This is a genomic window from Brevibacterium sp. S111 (genome assembly GCF_004745075.1).
Classification (GTDB): Bacteria; Actinomycetota; Actinomycetes; order Actinomycetales; family Brevibacteriaceae; genus Brevibacterium.
In genome coordinates this window covers 203047-226037 of sequence record NZ_RHFH01000008.1, presented here as the reverse complement: position 1 = coordinate 226037, position 22991 = coordinate 203047, and the positions used below count along the sequence as shown (strand labels likewise).

Sequence of the window (22991 nt, the reverse complement as noted above, 5' to 3'; positions counted from 1 at the left end):
GGCGCGAACCCTCCAAATCCCTTCCTCGGCCTCGACGGCGGGGGCGCTTCTCTCGCCGTTGCGCCGGGCTTTGCGCCCGCCTTTTGGGTGGCCGCGGCTGACTGCGGGACTCGAGATCACGTTTGGGTCGCCCAATCGGCGTTGCGCAGGGACAACTCGTCCGTCATCCCATCGAGGAAGCGGATGACGGCATCGCGTTCGCTGCTGCTGAGCTGGGCGGCGGCGTAGATTCGCCTGGCCTGGGCGCGCCCGACGGTCTCGCGTGCCGAGCGGGCCGTCTGCTCGGTGACCTCGATGGCATAGGCGCGCCGGTCGCTGGGATGCAGCTTCCGGATCACGTGGCCCTCCCGCTCGAGACGATTGATCAGCTTCGTCACCGAGGCGGCCGACATCGCCATGTGGATGGACAGCATCTTCGGTGTCACCACAGCGTTCTGACGCTTGGCGGCGATGAGGTAGTGCAACGCACGCATGTCCGGCTCGCTGAGTTTCATGAACTTGCGTGAGGCATCGGAGAGGGTGCGCTCGGCTTCGCGCAGTCGGGCGAGTGAGTTCATGAGCCGAGCAATCTGCTCGCGGTCCGTGCTCGACAGGTCGGAGGAGTCGATGAGGTCGCCGGGAAAGCTGTGCTCTGAGCCGGTGTACATGTTCTCTGTGATCGGGTCGTGAGCGCCCGGGGCCTCCGATGACTCCATGGTGTCATCTTACTGACTTTCACCCCTTGAGCGTAGAAGAATAACCTTCGGCAGATAATATCTTTGAGTGTAGTATATCGAGTACGTTATCAACACTCGAGCGAAGGACTCAACGATGACCATTGCCCAGGGCATCGCGTTCGGCCCCTCCGTTACAGCCGAAATCGAGTCCGAGGTCCGACGTGTGCTCGACAGTCGAGCGGATCGGGTGGCCGCACTGGGCTCCACGGCGGCCCAGGCGTGGGACCTCGCTTCGCGGTGCCTGCTCGGCGGCAAACTGCTGCGACCGCGCCTTCTCATCGGAGCCTTCGACGCACTCCGCGCCTGTCCTTATCCGGAACTGCCCACCGACCCCGGCCCTTCGCCGTCCGTGTCTGCTCTCCAGTGCCGTCCCGAGGCCAGAGACCAGGCGGTGCGCATCGCGGCCGGTATCGAGCTGCTGCACTTCGCCTTCCTCCTCCATGACGATGTCATCGACGGTGACCTCATGCGGCGGGGGCGTCCGAACTTCATCGGCCTCCTGCTCGAGGAGTGGCAGGCGGGCAGCGGTGCCGCCGGGGCCGAGCAGGCGACCGTCGCCTCGCAGCTGCATGCGGCGCGCAGCACCGCGATGTTGGTCGGAGACCTGCTGTTGTCGGCTGCCCACCAGATCTTCTTCAGCGCAGCGCTGCCGAGCGATTCGCATTCCCGGCTTCTCGAACAGCTCGATCGGGCCGTGATGGAATCGGTCTCGGGGGAGCTGACCGACGTGGCGCTCGGCGCAGGCCGAGTCCATTCGGGCCTGGCCGAAGTCGTGGAGATGAGCCGTCAGAAGACCGCGACGTACTCCTTCGAGCTGCCTCTGCACTCCGCAGCGATCCTCTCCGGGGCGTCACCGGAGACCGAGGCGATCCTCGGCAGGGCGGGTGCTCTGCTGGGCCTGGCGTACCAACTCCAGGACGATCTGCTTTCGACCTTCGGCAGGTCCGACGAACATGGCAAGGACGCCTATTCGGACCTGCGTGAGGGGAAGGAGACGGCGATCATCGCCCTCGCACGGCGCACCTCAGCCTGGCCGCTCATCGAACCGCACTTCGGTGCCGGGGACCTCAGCTCGCAGGAGGGTGCGACAGTGAGGTCGCTGCTGTCCGTCTGCGGGGCAGAAGGCGAGATCCGGGCGCTCATCGACGAGCTCTCCGCGAACGCGCGAGAACTCGTTGCGGCCGAACCGATGCTCATCGGGCCGGATATGGCAAGGCTCCTCGACGAACTCATCGAGGCGCTCGACGGGAGGCGATCATGAAACGAGACGTTGATCGGTTGGGGCCCCTCGGACGCTATTCGTTCGTGTCGAACCGGATCTCGAAGTCGGTCATCGGTGCATATTCGACGTCGTTCGGTCTTGCGGCGCGACTGCTCGGCCCTCGCCACCGGGATCATGTGCGCAACATCTACGCTCTGGTCCGGGTCGCAGACGAACTCGTCGACGGAGTCGCGACCGAAGCGGGCCTCGCCCCCGAACAGCAGCGTCGGATGCTCGATCAGCTCGAATCCGAGACCGAAAGCGGCATGAGGCTCGGCTACAGCAGCAACCCCATCATCCACGCTTTCGCCCGCACCGCCCGCGCAGCCGGAATCGGAGTCGAACTGACCCGGCCGTTCTTCGCCTCCATGCGCACGGACCTGCAGACGATCCCGTCGGGACAGGAGGCGACCCCGCCGGGGCAGCAGACGACCCCGTCAGGGCCGCCGACGACCTCGTCAGGACAGCAGACGACCTCGTCAGGACAGCCGACCACGGCCACCGAGGCGCAGCTGCGCTTCGACCGCAGGGCACACGCCGAATACGTCTACGGGTCCGCTGAAGTCGTCGGTCTCATGTGCCTGCGAATTTTCGTGCGCAACGAGGAATGCACCCTCAGCGAAGAGCGACTGTTGGAACACGGTGCCCGCAGCCTCGGCGCGGCATTCCAGAACGTCAACTTCCTGCGCGACCTCGGTGATGACACGCAGCGCCTGGGCCGCAGCTACCTCAGCGAGAACGGGACGGTGGACGCTCGGACGCAGGCGGAGTGGATCACGGCCATCCGCGCACAGATCGCAGCTGCGGACCGGACAATTCCGCTCCTGCCCAGCGATGCCCGCGTGGCCGTCCTCTGCGCCCTGCGGCTGTTCTCGGCGCTTGCCGACCGATTGTCCGTGGTGCCGGCCGAAGAGCTCCCGCGACGGCGGATCACGGTGGCGGGTCCGCGCAAGGCGGCGCTTGTCCTCCGGGCCGTCTGCGAGGTGCGGATGGGACAGCTGCGATGAGTCGGGCGATCGTCATCGGCGGCGGAATCGCCGGGCTCGCGACCTCTGCGCTGTTGGCCCGCGACGGTCACGAGGTGACCTTGCTCGAACGCAACCCCCACCTCGGCGGGAGGGCGGGCAACATCGAGGAGCAGGGCTTCCGAATCGATACCGGACCGTCCTGGCTGCTCATGCGCGACGTCTACGACCATTTCTTCGAACTGCTCGGCACGAGCACGGACGAACAATTGGATCTGCGGCTGCTTGACCCCGGGTATCAGGTCTTCTCGGAACCGGACGGGGCCTCTGGTCCGCACAGCATCACTGTGCCCCACGGGGTCGATGCGGTCGCCGAACTGTTCGAGAGCATCGAACCCGGCGGAGGTGCCGCGGTGCGGAAGTATCTGAGATCCGCGGGCCTGACGGCAGACGTCGCCCGCAACAGGTTTCTCTACAACCCCTTCACCCGCCTGGCCTCGGCATTCGGCAGGGACGTTCTCCGTTCCTTCCCGCTGCTCATCCGGCTGCTGTCGAGTTCTTTGGAGAAGTTCGTCGACCAGCGGTTTACACACCCGGTTCTGCGCCGAATCCTCGCCTATCCTGCGGTGTTCCTCGGCACCGACCCCAAACGGGCTCCTGCGATCTACCACCTGCTCAGCGCCTTCGATCTGGACCAGGGAGTGTTCTATCCGATGGGCGGGTTCTGGGCTGTCGTCGAACGACTGGAGGCGCTGGCCCGCAGCGCCGGCGTCAGGGTCATCACCTCGGCCGAGGTCACCGAGGTGGTCACCGAAGAGGGTGGGAGACGGGTGACCGCCCGCGGGGTGCGATGGACCGATACCGATGGCAAGTCACGCGTCGATCATGCCGACCTCGTCGTCTCCGCGGCCGACCTGCACCATACCGAGACCGAGCTGCTTCCGCCGAGGGCACGCAGCTATCCCGAATCATGGTGGTCGAGAATCGACAGCGGGCCCGGAGCGATCATCGCTCTGCTCGGTATCGAGGGAACCGTGCCCGAACTCGGACATCACTCGCTGTTCTTCGCCGAGGAGTGGGAGGAGAACCTGCAGGCGATCTTCGGCGCCGATACAACAATTCCCGACCCGGCCTCGTTCTATCTGTGCAAACCCAGTGCGACCGACCCCGCGGTGGCGCCGGATGGCTGCGAGAATCTCTTCGTTCTCATTCCCGTCCCGCCGGATGTGGAGATCGGTGCCGGCGGATCGGACGGGGGCGGTGCTCCCGCAGTCGAAGCAGCCGTGGATTCGGCGGTCGAGCGAATCAGCGTCTGGGCAGGCATCGACGATCTGCGCAGTCGGATCAGGGTACGCAAGACCATCGGCCCGGCCGACTTCGCCCGGGACTTCCACTCTTGGAAGGGCGGAATGCTCGGGCCCTCGCACACACTGCGCCAGAGCGCTTTCCTGCGGGCGCAGAATCAGTCACAGCGCGTGGACGGACTCTACTTCGCCGGAGCAGGGACCGCACCCGGCATCGGCGTGCCGATGTGCCTCATCAGCGCCGAACTCGTCGCCAAGCGCATCCGCGGGGACCACTCGGCCGGGCCGACACCGGTCTGAAGCTGGCCGCATACTGCCGACTGCCAGCGTCGGCTCCCGGCGTCAGTCGCCGCTCGAGCCGGCGTCCGCTCCCGGCGTCAGTCGCCGCTCGAGCCGGCGTCAATTTTTGGTCGAGCGAACCTGCTCCGAACGAGTGAGCAAGACGTCTTGCCGTCGGCTAAGCTGTCCGAGGCTCGCGTCATGCCGAGCCATACTCAACCTTCGACAGAGAGGTCATTCCTGTGATCATTCTGGGTGTCGCCCTGCTCTCTGGCAGCCTGCTGATCGGCACTTTCATCGGAAATCTTGTGGGCAGTCTGCTCGGCGTCGACGCGAATGTCGGCGGCGTGGGCATCGCCATGATCCTGCTCATACTCTCCACCAACCTGCTGGCACGGTCCGGGCGACTCAGACCCGAGACATCGGCGGGGATCTCGTTCTGGTCGGGAATGTACATCCCGATCGTCGTGGCAATGGCCGCCACGCAGAACGTCGTCGGTGCTGTCACAGCCGGTCCTGTCGCCGTCGTCGCCGGAGTGGCGGCCGTGGCCGTGAGCTTCCTGCTTGTGCCTGTGCTCGCCCGGGTCAAGACCCCAGGAATCGACGAGCCCGTCGAAGTCTTCGCAGAGGAGGCATGATGGACGCGCTCGTCTCGACCCTGCAGGACAATGACCTCGTCGTCGCATTCGCCCTGGTGGGCCTCGTCACCGCAATTGCGATGCTCATTTCGAAGGTCCTCACCAGAGGGAAGTTCCAAGCCTCGGCGATCGCCATCATCATCGGGCTCGTCCTCGCCTATATCGGCGGAGTCGCCACAGGCGGCGAGGACGGGTTAGCCGACCTGTCCCTCTTCTCCGGAATCGGGCTCATGGGCGGAGGGATGCTGGTCAACCTGGCCATCGTGGCCACAGGCTTCGGCGCCAGCTTCGAAGAGATGAAGAAGTCCGGCCTCGGAGGAATCATCTCTCTGGTCCTGGGAGTGGTGCTGTCCTTCGCCATCGGAGTGGTCATCGCCGTGATGTTCGGCTACAGCGATCCGGTCGATCTGACCACGATCGGTGCCGGTACGGCAACCTACATCGTCGGGCCGGTCACCGGAGCCGCCCTGGGCGCGAGCAGCGGAATCATCGCCCTGAGCGTCGGGGCCGGCCTGGTGAAGTCGGTCCTGACAATGGTGCTGACTCCATTCGTGGCCAAATACATCGGTCTGAACAATCCGCGTTCGGCCATCGTCTTCGGAGGGCTGCTCGGGACCACGAGCGGAGTGACAGCCGGTCTCGCCGCCACGGACAAGCGGCTGGTGCCCTACGGGGCGATGACCTCGACGTTCTACACCGGCCTTGGACTGCTGCTGGCTCCGTCGGTGCTCTTCTTCGCCGTCCGCACGATCTTCGGCTAAGCGGTGGCGCACCGTGTGCGGAAAGGCACCGAGTGCAGGAGGTCAGGGGCGGATGCTGCGGCAGAGATGAACGAAACGGCCCGCTCCACGACAGGATTCTCGGGGTGCAGACCGAGTTCCTGTGCGTGGAGCGAGCCGTTGAGTGTTCGCTGACTCAGCTGCTGGTGGAGTAGACCTGCTCCGAACCTCCGGTGCGGACGCGATTGCGGCGACGGGTCTCGGGGTTCGTCCCGCGCGACTCCGCGGCGCGGCGATTGGCCGGTTGGCTGGTGCGGGTTGCCGCACTGCGGTTGCCGGACCGGCCGGGGCGACCGGATCCGCTGCCACGCGTGCTCTGCGGATTGCGGCGTGATTCTCCGCTGCGGGCTTCGCCGCCGCGGGATCCGCTGCGACGATTGCCCTCACCGCTGCGAACGGTGCCGCCGCTGCCGGCACCGTCGCGACCTGAGCTTCCACCGCGTCCGCCACGACCGCCTCGGCGACGGCGGGACGAACGGCCGTTCGACGTGGCCGGTTCGGTCTTCTTCCGCGGCTGGATGGGTTCCTTCGGCTGCGGGGCGACGTATTCGGCGATCGCACCGACGAGCTCGATGACCTCGGGGGAGTCGGCGGTGACCTTCTTCGGGGTGGCCTTGATGGCGGCCTTGCGCAGCAGGGTCTGGGTGTCCTTGCGCTCCTCGGGCGTCATCACCGTGACCACGTCACCGGCGCTGCCGGCTCGAGCGGTGCGGCCCGAACGGTGCAGGTAGGCCTTGTGCTCGGTCGGGGGATCGACGTGGACGACGAGTTCGACCGAGTCGACGTGGACGCCGCGGGCGGCGATGTCGGTGGCCACGAGGACCTTCGCATCACCGTGGGTGAACGCGGCGAGGTTGCGGTCGCGGGCGCCCTGGGACAGGTTGCCGTGGAGGTCGACGGCGGGAATTCCCTGCGCGGTCAGCTGCCGGGCGAAGCGTTTGGCGCGGTGCTTCGTGCGGGTGAAGAGAATCCGGCGGCCGGTGCCGGCGGCGAGTTTGTGGACGAGTTCGTTCTTGTCGTCAACGGACACCTCGTACACGTGGTGGGTCATGGCCGAGACATGCGAAGTCGGCTCGTCGACGGAGTGGAGGACCTCGTTGTGGAGGAAGCGACGCACGAGCTTGTCGACGTCGTTGTCCAAGGTGGCCGAGAAGAACATCCGCTGCCCCTCGGTCGGGGTCTGCTTGAGGATGCGGGTGACGCCGGGCAGGAAGCCGAGGTCAGCCATGTGATCGGCCTCGTCGAGGATGGTCACCTCGATGTTCTCGAGCGAGAGGATGTTCTGCTGGAGCAGGTCCTCGAGACGGCCCGGGCAGGCCACGACGATGTCGACTCCGGAGTTGAGCGCGACCTCCTGCCGCCGCTGCTTGACGCCGCCGAAGATCGTCGTCGTCTTCAGACCCACGGCCTTGGCCAAAGGGTCGATGACGTCGGTGATCTGGGTGGCGAGCTCACGCGTGGGAGCGAGGACGAGGCCCCGCGGCTGACGGCGTCCCTGCTGGCGACCCGATCCCGCAGACTGCGATTCGGCCAGGCGGGCGACGAGCGGAATGGAGAAGGCCAGTGTCTTGCCGGAACCGGTCTTGCCGCGGCCGAGGACGTCGCGTCCTGCCAGGGTGTCGGGCAGGGTGTCCTGCTGGATCGGAAAAGCGGAGGTCTTGCCCTCACTGTCGAGGGACTTGACCAACTGGGCGGGAACGCCGAGCTCGGCGAACGAGGTGGGAGCAGCGGTCGTGTTCTTTGTGGTGGCGCTGCCGGAGCCGGATGAGCTGCGGGCGGTGCGGGTGGTGCGGGGAGCAGTGTGTGTCTGTGAAGTTGTGATGGGGTGGCCCTTCAACGTGCCGGACGACGTGCCGATGCCGCGCAATGGTGGCAGTCAGCCGCTTCCGGTCATGGAATGAGCGCTGTCGGCGCTCTCGATCGCCGAGAGAAAACGGCTTCGGAAACATGCGCGGGTGATCTCACCCAGCTGCAGAGACGAGGCGTCCTGACGACGCAGGGAACCCGAAAACGGGTTCGCAAGTATCTACAGTATAGCGGCAGCAGTGCCAGGAGCAGAATCCGCCGGCGCAGTGCTTCCGGTCGCCGGGTCCTGTTCGGGCATTCGAGGCTCCGCCGGCAGCTGATCGTCCCCGCGCGGTTTCCGGCGGGATCGGCGCCGACCGGTGGCCCACGCCGCCACCGTCACCGAGACCCATCCGATGCCGATGCCCGCGATGTCGTCGAGGATGTAGTGCCAACCGAAGTAGACGGTGGCCACGACTGTCACACCGAAGAAGATCCAGGTGACGGCCTGGATGCCGCGTCTCTGATTCGTCCGTGTCATGAACAGTGCGGCGGCGAAGGTCACGGAGACATGGAGGGAAGCGAACGCGGCGACGCCTTGGATGGAGTCGCTGCCGGCGGGATTGGTGAGGAACTCGAGCCGGTCGGCGCTGAGGACCTGCTGCAGCTGCGTGACCCCGGTGTCGGGCAGCGCCCGGAAGAACTCGGGGCGGCTGAACGCCGGACCCACCGACGGCAGCAGGTAATAGCTGACGGTGCCCAGGACCCAGTTGAGACACAGCGTCGTCGCGTACCAGGCTCCGATTCTGTGGTTGCGATTGAGCACGAGGAACGCGCCGAGGCTGATCGGCACGAGCGGAAGATAGGCGAGGTAGGCCAGCGACAGGACGTTGGCCGCGATGTCCGTGCCGAGCAGATCGTGCAGGAGCAGCGCCGGGCTGTTGCCGCCGGTCAGCCAGTAGTCGAGGTGGAGCAGCTGCCGGTCGTAGAGGGTGCCGTCGCGGAAGACCGGCAACACGCTCTTGAGGTTCCGGTAGGCGACGTAGCAGACGTAGAAGCTGAGCAGACCGGCTCCGATGCACAGCAGACGGTGGCTGTTCCACTCCTTCTTGACGGTGTCGACGAGCGCGGCCGGCAGGTTCCGCCAACCGCTTCTGCGCACTGCTTCCACCACGAGTCCGCAGCCGATGATTCCCAGCGTCAGCAGGGGCAGGCGGGCGATCGAAGGTCCGAGGAAACCATCGGGATCCCGCAACGGCAGGTCGAGGTAGAGCGAGGAGATCACGGCGACCGCTCCGATGAGCAGAGACAGCGCCATGGCGAAAGTGTAGGGCCAGCGTCGCATTCGGGTCATCGGCACACCATAATGAAAGAGGTTCTGTGCTTCTTCGGATTTCTCTTGGAGCCGGCTGACCGCCCTCGGCGCTGAGAGGAAAACGACCCACCAATTGTGTGCCCCAGGGCACTAGTGTTGGTGCATGACAGAAGGTTCGCCGCACGCATCTCACAATCGCGATGACCCGATCCCCGAGGGGCTGAAAATCGGGGCCCGCTTCACCGGATACCTGCTCGTGATCATCGCGGGGATCACCGTCGCTGTTTTCGTCGCTCTGCAGATCGCTCAGATCGTCGTCCCGTTCCTCGCCGGACTCGTCCTCTCGGCCCTGCTGGTCCCGCTGTCGTCGTTCCTGCAGAGGCACCGGTGGCCGAAATGGCTGGCAGTGGTCACCGTCTGGGTCGTCGTCCTCGGCCTGCTGGCCGGACTCACCCTCATCATCACCTTCCAGGTCAGAAGCGAGATCCCGGACATTCAGAAGCAGGTGGCGACGTCGCTGAGCGCGGCACAGCAGTTCTTGGCCACGCAGCCGTTCGGGCTCACCGAAGCCAAGCTCAACGACCTCGTCTCCTCCTCGGGGCAGTGGCTGCAGGATAACGCGGCCGGTCTCGGCTCTGGAGCCGCCGAGGTGGGCACGACGGCCGCTCATGTCGTCGAAGGCATCTTCATCATCCTGTTCGTCACCCTCTTCGCACTCATCGACGGCCGCGGCATCTGGACCTGGGTCGTCCACGTCTGGCCGAAGAAGGCGCATGCGCGGATCTCCGCCGCCGGCGAGGCCGGGTGGAAGACCCTGTCGAACTTCATTCGGATCCAGCTCGTCGTCGCGGCTACTGATGCGATCGGCATCGGTGTGGGCGCACTGATCCTCGGTGTCCCCTTGGCGATTCCGATCGCCACGGTGGTCTTCCTCGGCGCTTTCATCCCGTTCGTCGGCGCCATCGTCGGCGGCGCAGTCGCGGTGGGTCTGGCGCTGCTGTTCAACGGCTGGGTCCACGGTCTGCTCATGCTCGGCATCGTCATCGTCGTGCAGCAGCTCGAAAGCCATGTCCTGCAGCCCTGGCTGACAGGACCCACAGTCAAGATCCACCCCTTGGCGGTGATCCTCGGAGTGACAGCAGGAGCGGCGGTTGCGGGCATCGCCGGTGCGTTCTTCTCCGTGCCGGTCATCGCGACTCTCAACTCGATGGTCCATGCGGCCAGAGACTACAGAGTGGGAAAGAGATGAAACGGTCCTCGCCGGGTCTGAATCGGTGGCGGATCGTCAAGGGCGCTCTGCGACGTCTGCTCGAGGATGAGTGCCTCGACAAAGCTGCCGGTCTGAGCTTCTACGCTCTGCTCTCCGCCGCACCGGCGATCCTCGCGATGGTCTCGCTGCTCGGCGTGGTCGGGGAAGCCGAATCGACCACGGAGGCGGTGCTGTCCCTGGCCCACGATATTTCGGCCGAGGCCGCCTCGGCGATCCGCCCGATCATCGTCGAACTCACCGAATCCCCCTCGGCCGGTGCCACCCTCATCGGCAGCCTGGTCCTGGCGATCTGGTCGTCGTCGAAATACATCGGCGCATTCGGTCGTGCCCTGAACACGGTCTACCGGGTCGAGGAGAGCCGCCCGTACTGGAAATTCAAGCCGCTCATGCTCCTCATCACCGTGGTCACGCTCATCGTCCTGTCCGCCCTGGGGCTTCTGCTCGTGCTGTCCGGGCCCATCGCGGAGACTCTCGGCGAGCTCATCGGCATGGGCCCCACGGCCCTGCTGATCTGGAACGTGGTCAGATGGCCGGTCTTCGTCTTCTTCGTCATGCTGCTCATCGCCCTGCTGTACTACGTGACACCGAACGTCAGGCAGCCGAAGTTCCGGTGGGTCAGCCTCGGCGCGTTCATCGCTCTGCTCGTGATGGTCGCCGTGTCGGCGTGCTTCGTCATCTACATCAACGGCTTCAGCAGCTACAACGTCACCTACGGGTCGATCGGAGGTGTGATCGTCGGGCTCGCCTGGGTGTGGATGGTCAACCTCTCCCTGCTCCTCGGCGCGGAGTTCGACGCGGAGATCGAGCGGGAGCGGGAGCGGGCCACTACCGTGTCGGACCAATCGATGTCAGCATAGTGTCGTACCAGAGAAAGGATGGTCTCCATGTCTGATGACAACGAGAAGAACGAGCAGTCGCCGGCCCGGGTGCCCGAAGAAGCCAGGGACGACCTCGCAGAGAAGCCCGGAACCGATTCCGTCGACAAGGAACAGCAGGACAAACTTGTCGATGAGTGGGAAGACGAGTCCTTTCCTGCCAGCGACCCGCCCGCACACTACTGACGACCACGTTCACAGAGCCCGGCACCTGATCCAGGTGCCGGGCTCTGTACTGTGTCGGTGGCCGCTGAGGTGTGCTGTGTCCGGCGGCCGGCTCAGAAGCGTGCGGCAGCGAAAGCGGCGCTGCGGGTGAGGGCATCTCCGGCCTCGTCGAGCATCCGACCGAAGTGGAGGAATGAGTGGAGCACTCCCGGATACAGGTGGTAGGCGACCGGTGTGCCGGCCTCTTCGAGTCGCACAGACAGTGCCTCGCTGTCATCGCGGAGGGGATCGAGCCCGGCCGCGGCGATGAAGCCCGGGGGAAGACCCGCCAGATCGGCCTCGAGGTGGTCGACATAGGGCGAGGAGGCATCGGCCGGTGAGGCGAAGTGCTCGGTGGTGATCGAGTCGAGATCCTCGCGGCTCATTCCGTCCCAGCCACCGCCGTAGAGACGCCTGCTCGCGGAATCGACGAGACCGTGTCCGCCGTAGAAGAGCAGCAGAGCGTGCAGTGCGGAGAAGGTCCGGGGATCGGCGTCGATGCTTTCGGGGTCGTCGCGCAGCAGCAGAGCGGAACCGAGTGTCAGCATGGCCCCGGCGGAGTCGCCGGCGACCGCCAGGCGGGTTCCGTCGACGCCGAAGTCCTTGCCGCTGTTGACGAAATGGTCGATGACGCCGGCGACCTCATGCAGAGCCTGTGGGAATTTCGATTCGGGGGAGAGCGAATAGTCGACGCCGATGACAGCGGCACCGCTCTCGGCAGCGATGACCCGCATGATCCGATCATGGGTGTCGAGGTCACCGACGGTGAAGCCGCCTCCATGGAGGAAGACGATGCCCGGCATGACCGCCTCGGCGGTGGGGCGATGGATGCGGATGGGCACCTGCGCCCCGGCGGTGTCGATGACCGTATCGACGGTATCGGCCATCGACGGTCCGCCCGCGTTCCAGAAGGAGCGCTCGGCTCGGTATTCGGCGCGCATCGCCGCCAGCCGTGCGGTCTCAGCGTCCATCTCGGCACCGACTGCGCGCTGTCCCGCCTGGGTGCATTCCTCGGCTCGTGCTGCCTGAGTGTCGAGCACGGTCCGCATCTGGTCAGTCATCGCGGTGAGGATGAATGCGGGGATCTCGGTGTTTGCGGCTGAAGGAGCAGCGGCTTCGTTGATGGGCATGTTCGCCTCCGATGGTTGGTGCGGTGAAAGGGTCCCGTGGGGCAGAGTACGGCCGATGCGGCGCTCACGAGGAGGCGGGGGCATCGGGTGCCTCTGACTCTTCGACGGCGGCCTGGCCGCCGGTGCGCCTGACCCACAGGATCAGGGCGTAGCTGAGCACAGCGGCGAGCAGGGAACAGGCGATGAGGATGGTGAAGATGATCGGGTAGGCCCCGGACCCGCGGTCATCGATGATGGCGCCGAACCATACGCTGGAGAAGGTGTCGGGCAGGAAGCCGATGACCGAGAGCAGGCCCGATGCCGCCCCGAACATGTCGAGCCCAACCCGGCCCTCGCTCAACTGGGACGAGGCGATCCCGTAGCAGCCGTTGGCGAGGAAGCCGAGGGCCACGACGATGACTGCGGCGACGATGACCAGCACCGGCCCGGAGGGAATGGCGATGAGGGCAGCCAGCGCGACGGCGATGACGATTGAAGCGATGATGATCACCCGCGACGGGGAACGGGCCTTCGTGGCCAGAGCACCGAAGGCCGGGCCGGCCAGCAGAGTGATCCCATAGGTGCGGATCACGCTGACGGCGGAGACCACAGCGGCCGGGGCGGCGAAGACCGTGGAGAGATAGGGGGTCGTATAGGCCACGCCCGTGTAGACGAAGTAGACGAAGAACATCGTCCCGGCGGCCAGCCAGACGACGGGGGAACCGAAGACGCGAGTGAGATCGGCGAGCTTGAAGCCTTCACCGGGATGCTCGATCTCACCGGCGAAGCGCGGGGTGAGCAGATGGGAGGCGATGGCGAGGAGGAAGATGAGCCCGCCCAACATCATCAGGATGGTGCGCACACCGAGGTCGGCGCGCTCGGCGAAGGCGGAGAGGATCCCGACCTCGACGAAACCGAGGACGAGCCCGACGGCACCGTAGATGCCGTAGCTGAGACCGATGTTGCGGGCATAGCCGTCGGCGTCGGAGATCAGCCGGACGAGTTTGAAGCGCACACCCCACCAGATGAGGATCGTCGACAGTCCCATCCCCACGAACACGGCGAGCAGTGTGCCGAAGCCGGGAAGGGCTGCGTAGACGAACGTGAGCATCGCTGTGATGAGGTAACCGGTCGTGGCCAGGGTTCTCACGCGGATGCGGTCGGCGATGAAGCCCGAAGGCAGATAGCAGATCGTTGCGGTGATCGCGTAGGCGCTGACGAGCCAGCCGATCTGGGCATTGTTGATGTCGAGGGCGTCGAGCAGCGGATCGTAGAAGACGTTCTTGAGGTAGGGCGGAGCGAACAGGATCGAACTGCCCATGCTGACGAGGATGAGCAGCATGATGCGTCTGCCTCGGGACAGGTCGGCGGCGCTGACTTCGCGGTGGCTCGAATTCGACACGACTCTCGTTCCCTGGGTCGGTGGGACAGTTCGGGCCCACCCTAACTGAACCACCATTCAGGAAGCCAGAAGCGTCCGCTGTCCGGATCGTCGAGGAATAACTCACCGGCGGCGACGTTATGAGATCGGGAGTGCGATTGCGCACTTCACAGGTTCGAGCAGGAGTGGGAATTTGACCGAACACATGCGCCGACACGAAACCGACCACGACATCCCCTGGTCCCTGCCGATCGTCGTGCGCCGGTCGAAGACCGCCATCGCCCGCCACATCGACGTCCTCGAGGCCACCGCCCGAGCCGTCGTCACCTTCCTCGACGACCCGCGCGCCCAGCCGGGAGGCGAGTGGCACGACGCCGTCGCCTACTGGCGCGACGGAGCCATCCGCAAGGTCGTGCGCCGGGGCGACGGCAAGAAGCTCGACGACGCTCGCGCCCTGGGATGCGTGGGCGTGACCTCCGGCGGCAACGACGACTTCGCCCCCGCCGAGGCATTCGTGTTCGCACCCGGTCCCGTTGAACCGCTGCCGCATGAGCTGAAGAAGCTCCAGGTGGGCGGCACCGAGTTCCCTGATGAGGGCGAAACTTCGGTCCCCGCCGCCGATGCGGTCGTGACGATCGAACTCTCCCCGCACCTGACGCTGACGACCGGGAAAGCCGCCGCCCAATGCGGTCACGCCGCGCAGCTGGCATTCGAGCAGATGCCCGAGGCCGTGCGCCAGCGGTGGCGCGAAGCTGATTTCAGCCTGCGCGTGATCACAGCGACGACGAACTCATGGGCTGCAGACGAGCAGCAGGTCAGCGTCGTCGACGCCGGCTTCACCGAAGTCGACGGCCCGACCGAAGCAGTGCGTGCCCGCTGGTGAAGAGCCGGTCAGGCGTCGTCGAGGTCTTTGAGCTCATCCTCCGTCAGCGGTCGCGTCTTCGTGCCGTTGCCGAATTCGTCGAGGTAGATCACGTGCTTGACCATTTCGCCGGTCTCTTCGTCCTCGACTTCGATGATGTCGCCGGGATGGGTCTGGGGCTGGTAGAAATCTTCATTGACTCCGGTCATAATGACCACCTCCTACAGGTCTTCTGACAATACGTCACCGTGATCTGAGTCTCAAGGATCTCGCCCCGAGCGAAGCGCGAACTCGGTAGTCTGAGGTGATGGAGCGTCAGAGATTTCACACTACCGGCGGCCGTGACCGCAACGTCGCCGAGGAGGCCCGCCCCGGAGAGGACGAATTCCGCGTCGATATCGAACGGATCCGCTTCTCCCCGTTCTTCTCCCGCCTGGCCTCGGTCACGCAGGTCATCCCGCAGGCCGGTTCCGGCACCGTCATCCACAATCGGCTCACCCATTCGCTTAAGGTCTCCGCGGTGGCCCGGTCGATCGCGATCACGTTGAACAACGGCGATGAGCGGACACGGGAACTCGTCGGCCGCCTCGGCGGGTGTGACCCTGTGGTCGTGCAGGCGGCAGCGGCCGCTCACGATTTGGGGCACCCGCCGTTTGGCCACCTCGGCGAGAAGGAGCTCGACCGGGTGTCGCGAACGCTGCTGCGCCTCGACGACGGATTCGAAGGCAATGCGCAGACGTTTCGCATCCTCACCGCACTCGACAGCTGCGAGGCGACAGCACGCGGTCTCAACCTCACACGGGCGGTGCGGGCCGCGGTGCTCAAGTACCCGTGGGAGCGGGGGGAGTGGAGCGGGGATCGGCCGGATTCGGCCGCACGGATGCCGCGGGGCGTCGGTGATGAGGTGTCCGAGGGGGCGATGAAGTTCTCTGCCTATGCCACCGAGGTCGATGAGATGGCGGATGTGCTCTCGGCGTTTCCGGCGATCGGGCGGTATCAGCAGACGCTTGAGTGTGCGGTCATGGATGTTGCCGACGATATCGCCTATGCGGTGCACGACCTCGACGATTTCTATCGGTCGAATGTGCTGCAGTACACGTCCGTGTCTGCCGAGCTCGGGCGGTGGCTGCGGGACTGCCGCGAACTCGCGGCCCTCGATGTCTCCGAACTCGACCGGCGGCGGCCCGGCCACGCGCTCGAGGCGATCCGTCGGCACACCCGGGAGAAGGATCCGTGGATTGCCTCCGAAGAGGCCTTCCGGGCCTCGGTGGAGCGGGTCAACCGGGATCTCGTCGAAGGGCTCCTCGGTGTTCCCTATGACGGGGGACTGGAAGCCGATCGGGCTGTCACCGGGTTCACGCGGCGGTGGATCGACCGGCTGCAGGCCTCGATCGTTGTCGACCCGGACCCGCATATCCGCAGCGGTCATGTGCGGCTGAGCCAGGAGGCCTGGCACGATGTCGTCGTGCTGAAGTTCGTCCACGCGAAGTTCGTTCTCGAACGCTCCGACCTTGCCGTCTATCAGCGCGGGCAGACGCGGATCATCGCCTCGCTGGTCGAAGAGTTCCACGAATGGCTGCTCGACCCCGATGAGGCGACCAGGATTCCGCGGCGCCTGCTCGATTCCGTCGAGGCGGCCACGCAGGAGTACCAGGACCTGTACGCACGCAATCCCGAAGCACTGGGGGAAGAAGGTGCCACGGCGATCGTCCGACGGGGACGGGCGCGAGCGGTCGTGGATTATGTCGCCTCATTCACCGATGCGCAGGCGATGTCGGTCAACGCGCTCATCACCGGGGCCTCCGAAGAGCCCTGGGAAGCCGGGCGAGGATTGTAGGTCTCGCGAGCGTTCTCGCTGGCGCAAAAGCGGCGGGGCCGGAGTTCTCACTCCGACCCCGCCGATGATGCCCGAGCGAATACGCGTCAGGTGAAGAGGCTCACGCCGCCAGGTCCGACGAGGCAGCCGACGACGATGAGTACGATTCCCCACAGAATCTGCTTGCGCAGGATGGCGAAGACTCCAGAAATGACGAGGAGTGCGGCGATGATCCACAGGATGATACCCATGATCTTCTCTCTTCCTTGTTGTTCAACAGTTGTTGGCATCCACCCGATGATGAACCGGGGCGGGCGTGGCGGGGCTCAATCCTGAGGCCCACCGAGCCCGCGGGAGATTCTTCTGCACGGTCTGCTGGTGGGCGCGACCCCTGGTGCCTTTTCGCCCACAGCATTCGACGACCTCGAACGAACTCTTTCTGCGAGTTTACATTGTAAACGCGCTGTGGGCCTCATTTGCGAACAATCAGATCTCGTCGCGTACGCAGACGGCGGGGCCGGAGTTCTCACTCCGACCCCGCCGTTGTGGCGTCAGCTCAGTGTCTGAGCCGATCTATTCTCAGTGCTTGCCTGCCGAGGCGCGGTAGCGGCGGGTCGCCCACACCGCTGCTGCACCACCGGCGAGGAGCAGTGCGGCGAATCCGGCCATGGCCGGGATACCGTCGGTACCCGTCCGCGGCAGGTCTCCGCCATTGCTGCTGCCCGAGGCGTTCGTGCTCGAGCCGGCCGAGGCGTTGGCGCCAGCCGAAGCGTTGGCCGAAGAGCTGGCCGACGATCCGGCGTTGGCCGAGGCTGCCTGGTCCGAGTCAGCGGATGCTGCCTTCTCGGAGTCGGCGCTCGCCGAAGCCTTGTCCGCGTCGTCTGCCGACGATGCGTTGGCCTCGTCGCCGTCTGCCGCTGCCGAAGACGAAGCCTCCGAGGAGGAGTCAACCGTCGACGCTGCCGAAGCGGCGGCACCGGCGTTGTCGTTCGCAGCGGCAGATGCCTGTGCGTTCGTGTCATCGTCGTTGTCTGCGGTCGCGGCTGCGTTGGCTGCCTGCTGTGCCGAAGCATTCGGATCCGAGGTGGCCTCCGCCGAGGTCTCCGAGGAGGCCTCTTCGTTGGCGGCGGATTCGGCGGCTGCTTCTGCGTTTTCGTTCGCTGCTGCCGATGCCGCTGTGTCAGCGTCGGGGTTGGCAGCAGCCTGAGCGGCTGCCTCGGCGACCGCGTTGTTGTTGTCATCGGCGTTGGCCGAAGCCGAGGCCGAAGCGGCAGCGTTCACATTGGCATTCGCATCGGAGTCATCCGAAGCGGTGGCCGCGGCTCCGTCGTCGTTGCCGTCAGCGTCAGCCGCTGCGTTGGCAGAAGCTTCCGAGGAAGAGTCTGCGGTCGAGGCAGCGGATGCAGCTGCTGCCGGATTCGCATCAGCTGCGGCCGAGGCGTTCGCGTTCGTCGAGTCCGTGTCGTCGGCGTTTGCGGCGGCGTTGGCTGCCTGCTGTGCCGAGGCGTTGGTCTCGCTCGTCGCGTCGGTCGAGGTCTCCGAGGAGGCCTCGTCGTTTGCGGCGGATTCGGCGGCTGCTTCAGCGTTCTCGTCGGCTGCTGCCGAGGCCGTGTTGTTGGCGTCCTCGTCGGCTGCGGCTTCTGCTGCTGCCTGAGCGGCCGGGTTGCTGTCGTCGTCAGCGTTGGCCGACGCCGATGCCGAGGCTGCTGCGTTCACGTTGGCGTCCGCATCATCGGCTGTGGCAGCGTCCGGGTCCGCCGCAGCATCAGGGTCGGCTGCCGCATCGGGATCGGTCGAGTCATCAGCGTTGGCTGCTGCTTCGGCCGATGCTTCATTCGACGAGTCCGCGGTCGAGGCGGCTTCGGCGGCTGCGGCTGGGTCAGCGTCAGCGGTAGCGGACGCCTGAGCGTTCGTGTCGTCTGTGTTGTCAGCCTGCGCAGCTGCTTCCGAAGCAGCGGTTGCCGATGCGTTGTCATCTGTCGTTGCATCAGTCGATGCTTCAGAAGACGAGTCCTCGTTCGCAGCAGCTGCCGCGGCTGCTTCAGCGTTTTCGTCGGCTGCTGCCGAGGCCGTGTTGTTGGCGTCCTCGTCGGCTGCGGCTTCTGCTGCTGCCTGAGCAGCGGGGTTGCTGTCGTCGTCAGCGCTGGCCGAGGCCGCAGCGGATGCGGAGGCGTTGGTGTTCGTGTCATCATCGCCCGGGTCCGGAGCCTCCGTAGTCGCACGGACCGAGGACGAAGCCAAGTTGATGTCGATGGCATTGACGCCCGGAAGCAGTTCCAAGCTCACGGCATTGACGGTGAATCCATCACCGTTATCGCCGTCGACGTAGCTGTTGTCGAGTGCCGAATGAGTGCTCGCTCCGGATTGCTGCGGCACCGGAACTGGTGACTGCTCATTGATCGTGAGATCCACAACCTGGTTGAGAGCTTCGAATACGGGGTCGAGCGAGCTGAGGATCGGATCGATGATGCCGGTGACACTCTTCGAGATCTCATCCGAGGTCGCAGTGAGAATCCCGCCAATGAGCGGCTTTGTGATGCCGAGAACAGCATTGATCACCGGAGTGGTGATGGCGTTGAGGATCTGGCCTACGCCGATACTTGTTCCGAGAACGCTGATTTTAAGATCAGTCGTGACGGTCGGCTTGGAGGTATCCGTACCGGCTAGCTGGCCGAGGGTTGCATCAACCGTGACTTTTCCTCCGACTGTCTGCCCTAGCAGTGAAATCGACGCAGGGAGATCGATGACAAGGTGGACATCGTTGAGTGCGTCGGTGACAGTGTCGGTGACTTTCTCGGTCAGCGCGCCGAGTGCATCAGAAACTGCGGTCGTGATCTTGGAAATCGTCGCGGAAGTCAGAACCTGAGTGTTCGGATCCAGGCCGTTGAGGTCTTCGCCGTTTCCTCCTTCAACGACTTTAGAGAGATCGACCTTGACCTTTCCGGTCTCGAGATCGATAGAGACGATGCCCGACTTGTCTTCAAGTTCCTCGTTGATGAGGTTCTCGACGATGCCATTCAGTGCGTCTCCGACATCGACGGATACCTTGGTGTCAGATCCGCCGACCTTCACCGATGCCACCAGCACGTCGAGATCGAGGCCGATGCTCGCCAAGGAATTGACCAAGCCTTCGTCACCGATGACCTCTTCGAGAGTGCCGCCAGCGCCGTCGACAACTTCCGACAGTGCACCGGAGATCTTTTCGACTGCCGGGCTCGAAACGGTCAGAACGCCATCGGCGACAACGTATTCGGGAGTGTAATCAGTGCCATCGGTGTCTGCTGTCGACGCGATCGCGCCAAGCTCGAGGCTGAGATCGTCTACGACCTGATCGGTGACACCGTTTAGGCCGAGCTGTTCGAGGACGGCGGTGAGATTGACGTTGGCATTGCCGAACTTACCCTCGTCGATGTCGTCGAGGTTGAGGGCACCATCGGAACCGACGGCACCGGCACTGGCTAGCGCCTCGTTGTACGCGGGAGCATGTCCGAAAGCGTTGAGAGCTCCGGCATTGCCCAGATGCAGCAGGCCCTGTCCGTCTCCTTCGCTGATCAGCGGGAGGGAAGCACCGTTGCCGAGATCAATCTTGAGTGCGTTGAGAGCTTCGACGTCAAGTGGTGTCGAGCTTGCCTTAGGGCTATCCGGTGAACTGCTGTAGGCCGAAGCTGCGTCGGCGAGCTGTCCGCCGAAAAGCTCGGACTGGATGAGCTGACCCCACGCTTCGGCGTCTTGCTGTGCTCCGTTGTCTGGTCGGCTGGCGGCTGCCGCCGGGGACACGGTCATTGCTGTCAGCGCGAGCGCCGAGGCCGCGGCGACTGTGCCCACCGCAACTTTCCGACCGGTACCGGGCCGGCCTCTGAGTATCTTCATGGTTCTCCACATCGTTTGGATCCTGATCATTCGCAGACGAGAGTCTGGGCGGAAACGGGCAGTCTCCTGGTAGATCCCTTACAAGGTTACGGAGTCATCAAAAAGTAATGGGTGAATAATTCATAAAGTTACAGCGTCGTTATACTTACCCCTCGGTAGCATGCTCGGGTGTGTCGGAGGCATCGGTGGGGGTTTGGGGTGGATCGGCAAGATTGGTTGAACGATAGTTCATTCAGTAGCTTAGGCGGAAGGCAAGCTCGCCTGATGCTGGCTGGGCCGTAATCGCAGGCCACAGGATCGATATGCGATGTGTGCGGTCGCGTGATCTGCCGACACGAATTCTCCACGAATGATCGTCATCGTCAGAGACGGACCCGCCGGTGAGTAGAAAGAACTAATATGAAGAAATTGATAACAACAGGTAATCTCATATGACGAAATATGAACGGTTGTGACCGAAACCGTGACGATCTATTCCCCAAATCGACTTTCGGCCAGCTCGTTCCCTGAAAACCAGCTGACTGCTGCATCACCGCCGGGCGAGCAGTCATCGTCGTCGCCGTCGAGGGAACCCAGCGCTCATCCGCAATGAGATCTAGGAGCTGGGCCCCGCCAGCGTCGTGGTGTCTGGACACAACAAACCGGGCCGCCTCGATCACGTTGAGGATCGAGGCGGCCCGGTGGGCAGGACTGCTGACTGGGTCAGCGCAGTATCAGCGGGGGACTCGGGTCTCGGCGCTGATGAACCAGGCCTGCTGCTCGAGCTGGGCGATGTAGCCGTGGAAGATGTCCGCGGTCGTCGGATCTGCGGAGTCGACCTCGTCGTGGCAGTTGCGCATCGTGGCCACGGTGGCCTCGAGCGATGCGACGACGTGGTCGATGGCATCGTGCGTGCTGATCTCCCCGTTCGGGAACTCCGGCAACCCGGACTGTTCGGCGACCACAGCCGGTCGTCCGTCCGGAGAGCCATGGAGGGCTCTCATCCGCTCGGCGACCTCATCACTGCCCGAACGGGCGATATCCGTGACCTCGTCGAGGTTGAGGTGGAGGTCGCGGAAGTTCGTGCCCACGATGTTCCAATGCGCCTGCTTGGCGATGAGGCTGAGGGCAATGAAGTCGACGAGCACCGACTGGAGATTCTTGGTCAGGGCATCGGGGGCGACAAAGCCGTGTTCGGCGTTCTCGCGAGGGGTCTTCTCTGAGCCATGTGGATCGGGAACTGTCACTGACTGTGTCATGATTCTTGCTCCAATCTCTCCGGTTTTGCGTGAATCCGGAGTCTGTCACCACCATAGCCTCGGTGCGGAAGGGACGTAACCCCCCTCATCTGGACTCATCCTCGTCGCTTTCCGCTGTGTAGACGCGAGCGCGGAGTCGCTGGGCGTGAGTGAGATTGCGGACATCGACATCGCTGTCGAAGCTCGATCCGAGAGCGCCGGCCACAACACCCATCGCTGCGCTGAGCCACGCGATGTCGAGGTAGTTGGTGAACTTCGCCTCGGACAGTCCGATCGTCTGGGCCATGAAGTCCGGGTCGATGACGATGAGACCACCGACGAGAATGCCGATGACCAGAGTGGCATACAGACTGGCGACGCAGATGATGAGGGTGAGGATCGTCGACAGATTGTAGTAGAACACGACTTGCGCCAACCGTTCGTTGACCGGACGGTCCCACAGTCGATTGACGATGACGAGCCAGCCGACCATGACGACGAGGGCGATGAGGCCGATTGAGAGAAGCCGAGACGTGGACAGAGAGTGCGACATCTGCCAGATCGAGCTGTAGAAGATGCCGAACGCTCCCGTCGCGGCCGCCGCGGCCATGGCCCGGGAGAGCTTTCGCGCCATCCGCAGAGGCTCATTGGCCATGGTCATGCCCAGGACGAGGCGCGGCCCGCCGGTGAACGTGTGCGCGTGCAGGGTGCGTCGACCCGAGTCGGCCTTGCTCGACCACTGACCTCAGCGGGGCAGTCGGTGCTTCTTCGCGATCGGGTGTCCATCGGGCACGAGCTGGTTGACGCAGCTGGTGAGGATCTTGAGCAGGCGACGTTTCGTCGTCAGAGCCCCCAGTGTGGGGCACGAGATGACGGCGATCTTTCGATCGGGCAGCACCTCGGCGATGAGCGGCTTGCCCTGGGGGTGTCGGGGGATGTCGGTGAGCATGATGACGACGTCAGCCTGCGGGTAGGAGTCGACGATCGCATCGAGGGTCGACAACTCCAATTGGTGATTCGATTGGACTCGAAGCGTCTCAGCGCACAGATCGAGAGTGGCCTCCCCGTCGAACTCCTGCTGAAGAATCCCCTCAAGGTCGTCCTTGATCGAATTCGCTCGTCGGGTCGGGGGCCCAGGATCAGAGATGAGGAGAAGATTCATATCGCCAACCTAGTCTGAGGGTCGAGATTCCGGATCACACAGCTCCTACCATTGCAGTGCTCCGCGGTGTTGGCCAGTACGACGGCGAATTTCGAGCGTTTCTCCACCGAGCTCCCAGTGCCGAGTCCGGCCACCGCCTGAGAACCGCGTATTCTGGTACGGACGTCTCGACCCGTGTCTGCG

21 protein-coding genes are annotated in these 22991 nt (G+C 64.6%); 10 read left to right on the top strand and 11 right to left on the bottom strand.

What is annotated here, in order from left to right:
- Positions 1-116: 116 nt before the first annotated feature.
- On the bottom strand, positions 117-695 hold the full coding sequence (locus EB836_RS11325; protein ID WP_135540416.1) for a MarR family transcriptional regulator: 579 nt from the start codon (positions 693-695) through the stop codon (positions 117-119).
- A 115-nt stretch (positions 696-810) separates the two neighbouring features.
- Between EB836_RS11325 and EB836_RS11320 the strand changes: the two genes are divergently transcribed.
- The 5 genes from EB836_RS11320 to madM all read left to right on the top strand — a co-directional run bounded on the left by EB836_RS11320 (position 811) and on the right by madM (position 5924).
- Positions 811-1977, top strand: a complete 1167-nt coding sequence (locus EB836_RS11320; RefSeq protein WP_135540414.1) for a polyprenyl synthetase family protein — start codon at positions 811-813, stop codon at positions 1975-1977.
- Positions 1974-2984: a squalene/phytoene synthase family protein gene (locus EB836_RS11315; protein ID WP_135540412.1), complete on the top strand. Its 1011-nt coding sequence runs from the start codon at positions 1974-1976 to the stop codon at positions 2982-2984. The genes EB836_RS11320 and EB836_RS11315 overlap by 4 nt, the downstream gene beginning before the upstream one ends.
- Positions 2981-4546, top strand: coding sequence for a phytoene desaturase family protein (gene crtI / locus EB836_RS11310; protein WP_135540410.1), 1566 nt, complete (start codon positions 2981-2983; stop codon positions 4544-4546). Before EB836_RS11315 ends, crtI begins: the two co-directional genes overlap by 4 nt.
- A gap of 221 nt (positions 4547-4767) precedes the next feature.
- Positions 4768-5163: a malonate transporter subunit MadL gene (madL, locus tag EB836_RS11305; RefSeq protein WP_135540409.1), complete on the top strand. Its 396-nt coding sequence runs from the start codon at positions 4768-4770 to the stop codon at positions 5161-5163.
- The gene (madM, locus tag EB836_RS11300; protein ID WP_135540407.1) at positions 5160-5924 is read left to right on the top strand and encodes a malonate transporter subunit MadM; all 765 of its coding nucleotides are present in this window, start codon (positions 5160-5162) and stop codon (positions 5922-5924) included. The genes madL and madM overlap by 4 nt, the downstream gene beginning before the upstream one ends.
- 154 nt (positions 5925-6078) lie before the next feature.
- Here madM and EB836_RS11295 read toward each other — a convergent pair whose 3' ends face one another.
- Both EB836_RS11295 and EB836_RS11290 read right to left on the bottom strand, forming a co-directional pair.
- Complete coding sequence (locus EB836_RS11295; RefSeq protein WP_240689902.1) at positions 6079-7629, bottom strand: DEAD/DEAH box helicase; 1551 nt, start codon at positions 7627-7629, stop codon at positions 6079-6081.
- A gap of 339 nt (positions 7630-7968) precedes the next feature.
- Positions 7969-9045, bottom strand: coding sequence for a phosphatase PAP2 family protein (locus EB836_RS11290; protein ID WP_135540405.1), 1077 nt, complete (start codon positions 9043-9045; stop codon positions 7969-7971).
- A 160-nt stretch (positions 9046-9205) separates the two neighbouring features.
- On the opposite strand from EB836_RS11290, the gene EB836_RS11285 reads away from it, so the two are divergent.
- From EB836_RS11285 to EB836_RS18185, 3 genes are read left to right on the top strand one after another with little or no spacing between them, the layout of a single operon-like run.
- Positions 9206-10291, top strand: coding sequence for an AI-2E family transporter (locus EB836_RS11285; protein WP_135540403.1), 1086 nt, complete (start codon positions 9206-9208; stop codon positions 10289-10291).
- Positions 10288-11169 (top strand): YihY/virulence factor BrkB family protein, encoded by an 882-nt coding sequence (locus EB836_RS11280; RefSeq protein WP_135540401.1) that lies wholly within the window; start codon positions 10288-10290, stop codon positions 11167-11169. The genes EB836_RS11285 and EB836_RS11280 overlap by 4 nt, the downstream gene beginning before the upstream one ends.
- Positions 11170-11196: 27 nt before the next feature.
- Positions 11197-11373, top strand: coding sequence for a hypothetical protein (locus EB836_RS18185; RefSeq protein WP_167854424.1), 177 nt, complete (start codon positions 11197-11199; stop codon positions 11371-11373).
- Positions 11374-11465: 92 nt separating this feature from the next.
- Here EB836_RS18185 and EB836_RS11275 read toward each other — a convergent pair whose 3' ends face one another.
- Together EB836_RS11275 and EB836_RS11270 are read right to left on the bottom strand one after the other, a co-directional pair.
- Entirely contained in the window at positions 11466-12521 is a 1056-nt protein-coding gene (locus EB836_RS11275; protein ID WP_240689887.1) for an alpha/beta hydrolase fold domain-containing protein, read from the bottom strand.
- 64 nt (positions 12522-12585) lie between these two features.
- The gene (locus tag EB836_RS11270; RefSeq protein WP_135540399.1) at positions 12586-13902 is read right to left on the bottom strand and encodes an MFS transporter; all 1317 of its coding nucleotides are present in this window, start codon (positions 13900-13902) and stop codon (positions 12586-12588) included.
- 172 nt (positions 13903-14074) lie between these two features.
- Between EB836_RS11270 and EB836_RS11265 the strand changes: the two genes are divergently transcribed.
- The gene (locus EB836_RS11265) at positions 14075-14764 is read left to right on the top strand and encodes a peptidyl-tRNA hydrolase (protein ID WP_240689885.1); all 690 of its coding nucleotides are present in this window, start codon (positions 14075-14077) and stop codon (positions 14762-14764) included.
- Positions 14765-14772: 8 nt separating this feature from the next.
- On the opposite strand, the gene EB836_RS11260 is transcribed toward EB836_RS11265, so the two are convergent.
- On the bottom strand, positions 14773-14952 hold the full coding sequence (locus EB836_RS11260; protein ID WP_135540397.1) for a hypothetical protein: 180 nt from the start codon (positions 14950-14952) through the stop codon (positions 14773-14775).
- A gap of 98 nt (positions 14953-15050) precedes the next feature.
- On the opposite strand from EB836_RS11260, the gene dgt reads away from it, so the two are divergent.
- Positions 15051-16580 (top strand): dGTP triphosphohydrolase, encoded by a 1530-nt coding sequence (dgt, locus tag EB836_RS11255; RefSeq protein ID WP_167854435.1) that lies wholly within the window; start codon positions 15051-15053, stop codon positions 16578-16580.
- Positions 16581-16666: 86 nt separating this feature from the next.
- Here dgt and EB836_RS18180 read toward each other — a convergent pair whose 3' ends face one another.
- The 5 genes from EB836_RS18180 to EB836_RS18480 all read right to left on the bottom strand — a co-directional run bounded on the left by EB836_RS18180 (position 16667) and on the right by EB836_RS18480 (position 22808).
- On the bottom strand, positions 16667-16810 hold the full coding sequence (locus EB836_RS18180; RefSeq protein ID WP_167854434.1) for a GPGG-motif small membrane protein: 144 nt from the start codon (positions 16808-16810) through the stop codon (positions 16667-16669).
- A gap of 328 nt (positions 16811-17138) precedes the next feature.
- Positions 17139-20429: a choice-of-anchor G family protein gene (locus tag EB836_RS11250; protein ID WP_167854433.1), complete on the bottom strand. Its 3291-nt coding sequence runs from the start codon at positions 20427-20429 to the stop codon at positions 17139-17141.
- 713 nt (positions 20430-21142) lie between these two features.
- Positions 21143-21667, bottom strand: a complete 525-nt coding sequence (locus EB836_RS11245) for a DNA starvation/stationary phase protection protein (RefSeq protein ID WP_135540391.1) — start codon at positions 21665-21667, stop codon at positions 21143-21145.
- 85 nt (positions 21668-21752) lie between these two features.
- Positions 21753-22280 carry a hypothetical protein gene (locus EB836_RS18485; RefSeq protein ID WP_240689883.1) on the bottom strand — a complete coding sequence of 176 codons (528 nt, stop codon included), beginning with the start codon at positions 22278-22280 and terminating at the stop codon, positions 21753-21755.
- A gap of 111 nt (positions 22281-22391) precedes the next feature.
- Positions 22392-22808 (bottom strand): hypothetical protein, encoded by a 417-nt coding sequence (locus EB836_RS18480; RefSeq protein ID WP_240689881.1) that lies wholly within the window; start codon positions 22806-22808, stop codon positions 22392-22394.
- Positions 22809-22991 lie beyond the last annotated feature (183 nt).